Source organism: Modestobacter lacusdianchii, from assembly GCF_054177765.1.
Map to the genome: position 1 here is coordinate 1 of NZ_JBJJTJ010000057.1, position 5,884 is coordinate 5,884.

The 5,884-nt window shown below is 73.3% G+C and carries 4 protein-coding genes; all 4 read right to left on the reverse strand.

Going from position 1 to position 5,884, the window contains the following annotated elements; all coding sequences use genetic code 11:
• Window positions 1-146 precede the first annotated feature (146 nt).
• From ACJTNH_RS20650 to ACJTNH_RS20665, 4 genes are read right to left on the reverse strand one after another with little or no spacing between them, the layout of a single operon-like run.
• Entirely contained in the window at window positions 147-2,012 is a 1,866-nt protein-coding gene (locus tag ACJTNH_RS20650) for an ABC-F family ATP-binding cassette domain-containing protein (protein WP_458179136.1), read from the reverse strand.
• 31 nt (window positions 2,013-2,043) lie between these two features.
• Window positions 2,044-2,967 (reverse strand): transglutaminase family protein, encoded by a 924-nt coding sequence (locus ACJTNH_RS20655; protein ID WP_458179138.1) that lies wholly within the window; start codon window positions 2,965-2,967, stop codon window positions 2,044-2,046.
• Window positions 2,964-3,914, reverse strand: a complete 951-nt coding sequence (locus tag ACJTNH_RS20660) for an alpha-E domain-containing protein (RefSeq protein WP_458179140.1) — start codon at window positions 3,912-3,914, stop codon at window positions 2,964-2,966. The genes ACJTNH_RS20655 and ACJTNH_RS20660 overlap by 4 nt, the downstream gene beginning before the upstream one ends.
• Entirely contained in the window at window positions 3,908-5,572 is a 1,665-nt protein-coding gene (locus tag ACJTNH_RS20665; protein ID WP_458179142.1) for a circularly permuted type 2 ATP-grasp protein, read from the reverse strand. The genes ACJTNH_RS20660 and ACJTNH_RS20665 overlap by 7 nt, the downstream gene beginning before the upstream one ends.
• Between the last annotated feature and the right edge of the window lie 312 nt (window positions 5,573-5,884).

Here is a 5,884-nt window from a genome sequence, read left to right on the forward strand (position 1 = left end):
TGAACTCAACGGCCGCCCACGCAAAACCCTCGGCTGGGACACCCCAGCCGAAGCCATGGCCAAGCTACTGTCGACGGCCCACGACGACGGTGTTGCGTCCACCCCGTGAATTCACCTGACCTGATCACTGCTGCTGGTCGGCGGGGTCAGCCCTCGGCGATCTCCGCGGCGGCCAGCCAGTCGGTCTCGACCTGCTCCTTCTCCGCCTGCACCGCCTTCAGCTGCGCGTCCAGCTCAGCGGCCCTGCCGTAGTCGGTGGCGGCGGCGGCCAGCTGCTCGTGCAGGGCCTTCTCGTCGGCGTCGAGCTTGAGCATCCGGCGCTCCAGCCGGGAGGCCTCCTTGCGGGCCGCCCGGGTGTCCGCCGCGCTGTGGCTCGGCCCGGACGACGCCGAGCTGCTGCCCACCGGTGCCGCCGACCCGGACCCGGGCAGCGCGGCCTCCCCGGCAGCGCGCCGCCGCAGGTACTCCTCCACCCCGCCGGGGAGTGCGGCCAGCGATCCGTCGCCCATCAGCGCCACCACCGAGTCGCAGACCCGGTCGACGAAGTACCGGTCGTGGCTGACCACCAGCACCGTGCCGGGGAAGCCGTCGAGCAGGTCCTCCAGCGCGGTGAGGGTGTCGATGTCCAGGTCGTTGGTCGGCTCGTCGAGCAGCAGCACGTTCGGCTCGGCCATCAGCAGCCGGAGCAGCTGCAGCCGGCGCCGCTCGCCACCGGAGAGGTCGCCGACCGGCGTCCACTGCCGGCTGGCGGCGAACCCGAACCGCTCGGCCAGCGTGGACGCGGAGATCTCCTGGTTGCCGATCTTGGCGATCCGGGCGACGTCCTGCACCGCCTCGAGCACCCGCTGCCGGGGGTCGAGCTCGGTGACGTGCTGGGACAGGTACGCCGCCGACACCGTCTGCCCGACGACGACGCGGCCGGCATCGGGCTGCGCCTCCCCCACCAGCAGCTTGAGCAGCGAGGTCTTCCCCGCTCCGTTCACCCCGACCACACCGATCCGGTCGCCCGGGCCGACGTGCCAGGTCAGGTCGCGGAAGAGCGTGCGCTCCCGCGGCCCCTCCGGGTCGGCCGGGCCGGCCGGGTCGGCGGCGTCGTCCACCGGCCCCCGACCGCGCACCGTGTAGGTGACGTCCTCGACGTCGTACACGGTCTTGCCCAGCCGCCGGGCGGCGAAGCCGGCCAGCGCCATGGTGTCGCGGGCGGGCGGCTCGTCGGCGATGAGCGCCTGGGCCGCCTCGATCCGGAACTTCGGCTTGCTGGTGCGGGCCGGCGGGCCCCGGCGCAGCCAGGCCAGCTCCTTGCGCACCAGGTTGAGCCGGCGCTCCTCGGTGACGTTGGCGATCCGGGCCCGCTCGGCCCGGGCCAGCGTGTAGGCGGAGTAGCCGCCCTCGTAGGCGTGCACGCTGCCGTCGGCGACCTCCCACGTGGTGGTGGAGACCTCGTCGAGGAACCAGCGGTCGTGGGTGACCACGATCAGTCCACCGGTGCGCGCCTTCACGTACTCGGCCAGCCACGCCACCCCCTCGACGTCGAGGTGGTTGGTCGGCTCGTCGAGGACCAGCAGGTCCAGCGGGCGGATCAGCTGCGCGGCCAGCGCGACCCGGCGCCGCTCGCCGCCGGACATCGGCGCGACCGGGGAGTCCAGCCCGATCCGGTCCAGCTCCAGGCCGGTCAGCACCGAGCGGACGGCGGCGTCCCCGGCCCACTCGTGCTCGGCGGCGAACCGGGAGGCGGGCAGCACGACGTCGCGCACCGTCGTGCCGGGCGGCAGCGTGCCGGTCTGGTCGAGCACGCCCATCGCCAGGTCGCCGCGGCGGGTGACCCGGCCGGAGTCCGGCTCCTGGGTGCCGGTGAGCACGCCGAGCAGCGTCGACTTGCCGCCGCCGTTGCGGCCGACCACGCCGATCCGTTCGCCGGCGGCGACGCCGAGGGAGACGTCGTCCAGGATCACCGTCGTCCCGTGGGCCTTCGACACCCGTTCCAGGTTGACCAGGTTCAGGGGTGCGCTCATCACCGTCGAGTATCCCCGGGGCCCGCCGCGGCTAGGCCAGGCGGGTGACCTCCACCGTCGCGGTCGAGCCCTCGCTGCGCGGGCCGGAGAAGATGCCCTTGAGCGGCGGGACGTCGGAGTAGTCCCGGCCCCGGCCGAGCGTGACGTGCCGGGGGCCGATCTCGGCGACGTTCGTCGGGTCGAAGCCGGACCACCCGCCGTCCCACCACTCCACCCAGGCGTGGCTCTCCCCGGTGACCGCCGTCCCGATGCCGGCCGACGGCTTCGGGTGCAGGTAGCCGGACACGTAGCGGGCCGGCAGGCCCAGGGCGCGCAGCAGGCCGACGGAGACGTGCGAGATGTCCTGGCAGACGCCCTTGCCGGTGGTCCAGGCCTGCATGGCGTTGGTCTTCACGTTCGTCGAGCCGGTCAGGTACTCCATGTGCTCGTGCACGAAGCGGCACACCAGGTGCCCGGCCTCCCGTGGGCCGGCGTCCCCGACCAGCTCGCGCACGTCCTGGACGACGGGGGCGTCCATCGCGGTGAGCGGGGTCGGCCGCAGCACCTCCCCGAACCGGTCCAGGACGTCGGGGGTGGCCAGCTCGGCCCAGTCGACCGGGTCGGGGAGTTCCGGCTCCGGACCGGCCTCCACCACCGAGGTGGCCTGCACGACCAGCTCGGTGTGCGGGCCGTGGGTGTCGAAGGCGGTGACCGTGGAGCCCCAGTAGTCGCGGTAGGCGTGCACGGTGGCCGTCGGCTCGATCTCCACCCGGGAGCGCAGCGTGGTCTGCCGGCTGCTGTTCTCCGGGGTCATCCGCGCCTCGTTGTACGAGGAGCGCACCGGGCCGCCGTAGCGGAACGCGCTGCGGTGCACGACCTGCAGCCGCCAGCGGTCGCTCGGCACCCGCGCCGGGCCGGCCTGCGCCTGGAACTGGGTGGGGCCGGACTGCCGCTGCGACGAGGGGACCACGCTCACGCCACCCCTTCCGGCACCCAGACCTGCGGCGCCTGCTCGGTGAAGAACCGACCGGTGACCGCCTCGCTCGCCGCCGAGCAGGTGCGCTGCAGCTCGTCGAGCCGGGTCGGCAGCTTCGCCAGGATCTCGTCGGTCTGCATGAACTCCAGCATCGTCCGGGCCCGGCCGACGATCCGGTGCGCCTCGCCGGCGACCCCGATCCGGTGGCCCTCGCGCACGTTGGCCCGCTCCAGCTCGGCCAGGCACCCCTCCGCCTGCTCCAGCGAGGCGAACACCGAGCGCGGGAAGAGCCGGTCCAGCAGCAGGAACTCCGCGGCCCGGCTGGAGTTCACCGCGCCGCGGTAGGTGCGCAGGTAGGGCTCGTAGGCGCCGGTGGAGCGGAGCACCAGCGTCCAGGACGGCGCGGCGTCCCCGGCCAGCACCCGGGTGGAGAGCATCCGGGCGGTCATGTCCACCCGCTCCAGCGAGCGCCCGAGGATGAGGAACAGCCAGCTCTCGTCCCGGCTCATCGTGGCGTCGGCCAGGCCGAACACCATCGCCGACCGCTCCCGCACGAACCGGAACAGCGAGTGCGGGCCGTACCGGCGGGCCATGGTGCGCTGCTGGGGCAGCGCGTTGTGCGTGACGTTCAGCGACTCCCAGATCTCCGCCGAGAGCACCTCGCGGGCACCGCGCGCGTTCTCCCGGGCCGCGGAGAGCGCACCGGTGATCGAGCTGGGGCTGGCGCGGTCGAAGGCGAGGGTGGACAGCACCCGCTCGGTGTCCGCCTCGTCGTCCGCGCAGGGGGCGCCCATCAGCGCGAGCAGGTTCGCGCAGGCCCGCCGCTCGTCGATCCACGGGTCCTCGACCAGCCGCTGGGTGTGCACGTCGAGGATGCGCGCGGTGTCGTCGGCCCGCTCCACGTAGCGGCCGATCCAGAACAGCGACTCCGCGATCCGGCTCAGCACGGCTGACCCCCGTCATCGCCGCCTGTCGGCCCCGTCCAGAGGCTCGCCCCGAGCCTGCGAGGGGTGAGGAGGACGGGGTCCTTCGACTGCTGCTGTTGCTGGGACTGGGCGACGGCGTTGTCGTTGGGTGGGCCAGGGTCCTGGGCCGGGGGCTCGGCCGGCAGGTCGGCGGTGGTGAACTCGATCCGGGTGACGTCGTGCTCGGGCGCCGGCTCGGCCGCGGGCCGCGGCGGGGTGATCACCCAGGTGTCCTTGGAGCCGCCGCCCTGGCTGGAGTTGACCACCAGCTCCCCCTCGGGCAGCGCGACCCGGGTCAGCCCACCGGGCAGCACCCACACGTCGTCCCCGTCGTTGACCGCGAACGGGCGCAGGTCGACGTGCCGCGGGGCGATCCGGCCGTTGATCAGCGTCGGGGACGTCGACAGCCCGATCGGCTTCTGGGCGATCCAGTCCCGCGGGCTGCTGCGCACCTTGACCGCCAGCTCCTCCAGCGTCCGCTCGTCGGCCCGGGGGCCGATCACGATGCCCTTGCCGCCCGAGCCGTCGACCGGCTTGAGCACCAGCTGGTCCAGCGAGGCGAGCACCCACTCGACCGTGTCGGGCTCGTCGAGCCGGTAGGTGTCGGCGTTCTGCAGGATGGGCTCCTCGCCCAGGTGGTACCGGATCAGGTCGGGCACCCAGGTGTAGAGCAGCTTGTCGTCGGCGACGCCGTTGCCCACCGCATTGGCGATCGTCACCCGGCCGGCCCGGGCGGCGTTCAGCACGCCGGCGCAGCCGATCACCGAGTCGGACCGGAAGTGCACCGGGTCGAGGAACTCGTCGTCGATCCGGCGGTAGATGACGTCGACGCGCTGCTGACCGTCCGTCGTCCGCATGCTCACCTGGCCGCCCGAGCAGACCAGGTCGCGGCCCTCGACCAGCTCGACGCCCATCTGCCGGGCCAGCAGCGCGTGCTCGAAGTAGGCCGAGTTGTAGACGCCGGGGGTGAGCAGGACGACGGTCGGGTCACCGACGCCGGCCGGCGCCGAGGCCTTGAGCGCGGCCAGCAACCGGGCGGGGTAGTCGGCGACCGGCTGGACCCGGTGGTCGCCGAACAGCTCCGGCAGCACCTGGCTCATCGCCGCCCGGTTGGTGATCACGTAGCTGACGCCGGACGGCGAGCGGAGGTTGTCCTCCAGCACCCGGAAGTCACCGGCCTCGTCGCGCACCAGGTCGATCCCGGAGACGTGCACCCGGACGCCGTTGGGCGGCACAAGGCCGTGCGCGGCGCGGTGGAAGTGCGCGCTGGTGGTGACGACGCTGCGCGGCACGACCCGGTCGGCGAACACCTGACCGGCGCCGTAGACGTCGGCCAGGAACGCCTCCAGCGCCCGGACCCGCTGGCCGACGCCGCGCTCGATCACCGACCACTCCTGGTGGCCGATCACCCGCGGCACGATGTCCAGCGGGAACGGCTGCTCCTCGCCGGCGTGCGCGAAGGTCACCCCGGCGTCGCGGTAGGTCTGGGAGAGCACGTCGGCCCGCGCGGCCAGCTCCTCCCCGGACATGCGCTGCAGCGAGCTGAACAGACCGGTGTAGGGGGTGCGTGGCCGGCCGGGGGCGGCGAACATCTCGTCCCACTGCTGCCCGAGGGCGTAGCCGTCGAAGAGGTCCGCCATGCGACGAACCTAGACAGGACGTGTGTCCCGCGCGTTTCGGCGTGACCAGCCCGATCCCCTGTGTCGGGAGGGATCGCCCCTGCCCCGGTCCACCGGCCGGGTCGCCCTCCCGGAACCCGGCCGGGCCGTCCCCCTGCACCAACCGCTGTCCCCCTGCACCAACGCTGGTGCAGGGGGACAGTCGGTGATCAGGACGCTCCTATGACGCGTCAAGTCGCGATCGGTGGTGATTCGAGGCGTCGGTAGAGCTCGCGGGCGATGTAGCGCTTGAGGCAGCGTTTGATCTCGCGGTCGGTCTTGCCCTCGGCTCGG

What these genes read in the sequence shown, in the direction of transcription:
- ACJTNH_RS20650 (WP_458179136.1), bottom strand. Translation starts at nt 2,012, where the DNA reads ATGAGCGCACCCCTGAACCTGGTCAACCTGGAACGGGTGTCGAAGGCC.
- ACJTNH_RS20665 (WP_458179142.1), bottom strand. Translation starts at nt 5,572, where the DNA reads ATGGCGGACCTCTTCGACGGCTACGCCCTCGGGCAGCAGTGGGACGAG.